The organism is Lactobacillus sp. XV31L (genome assembly GCF_059900865.1).
This window is the reverse complement of sequence record NZ_JBWXGC010000028.1, coordinates 1-1,001: the sequence shown is the minus strand read 5'-3', so window position 1 is coordinate 1,001 and position 1,001 is coordinate 1. Positions and strand designations below refer to the sequence as shown.

General features: G+C 36.4%; 2 pseudogenes. Both read left to right on the top strand.

Annotation, left to right across the window (positions count from 1 at the left end):
- Positions 1–667: 667 nt before the first annotated feature.
- Positions 668–845 (top strand): annotated as a pseudogene (locus AC2JF7_RS09010) (IS30 family transposase); the annotation flags it as partial.
- Between the two features lie 25 nt (positions 846–870).
- Positions 871–1,001 (top strand): annotated as a pseudogene (locus AC2JF7_RS09005) (thiol peroxidase); the annotation flags it as partial.

Below are 1,001 nucleotides of genomic sequence, written 5' to 3'. Positions count from 1 at the left end.
ATAGCTTATAGCAAGCAATTAATTACACTAAAGAAAATGTGATGTAAATAATTTGTGTTTTTTAATATTCAAGTATAGGAATATGGTCATATTTAACAAGTTTGATAATGAGCAAAAATAGTAAAGAGATATATAAGAAAATTCAGCACCCCAAGAATAATCAAAAAAATTCCAGTAAGGAAATTAAAATAATTAAAATATATTTTTCACAAAGTACAGCAAAATATTATTAATAATAGTCTTGTAAAAAGAAGTTAAACACTGCCTTGTTTTAGAAAATCAAAAAGTCCATTTGACTTCTTTAATAGAACGTAATTAGCCAATCAATTATAGAAAGAAGTTTCCAATGAACTCGCTTAATGCCACCATATCCAGTCGCAAAATGGGCTAACATCTTGCTTTAACTGACCGCATCTTGATCCAAATCATGCACGAACAAGCCGGTCCCTAAGTCAAATTACCACTAGCCCTAATAGTTTTTACCCACAACCTTGAAATACGAGCTTGAACGAGAGCAAATTTGCCCTTTATTATGGTCGCTGCCACGGCTACGATGCTTAAGCGGAGGCGCAAAGGCACTATCACTACCATGCAAAGGTTCAGCACTTGCGAACGTAAATCTGATTTTCAAGCCAAAGGTCGTTTTAATACCTATATTCAGGAACATTGGCATAATATCTTTAAGACCGTTACCACCGATATTGATTCTGAGTTTGCGGATTTAGCTCAATTAGAACAAGTAGCACAGACGCTAGTCTACTACGCGAACCCCCTACACCTCGTGTGAGAAGGGCGGCGTAGAACGACACAATCGACTAATCCGTTACTTCATTTCTAAGGGGAAAATTCATCAAGGATCATGATTTAATGCAAATCTGCAGCATCTCAACCAAGCGCTTCAACGGCGAAGTTGACAAGTATAATGGCATTAACTTTTATACTATTTCAACCAATACGCCTGACGAGCAAAAAAATTGGTGTGCAGCAGAAGGTGTTGTCAA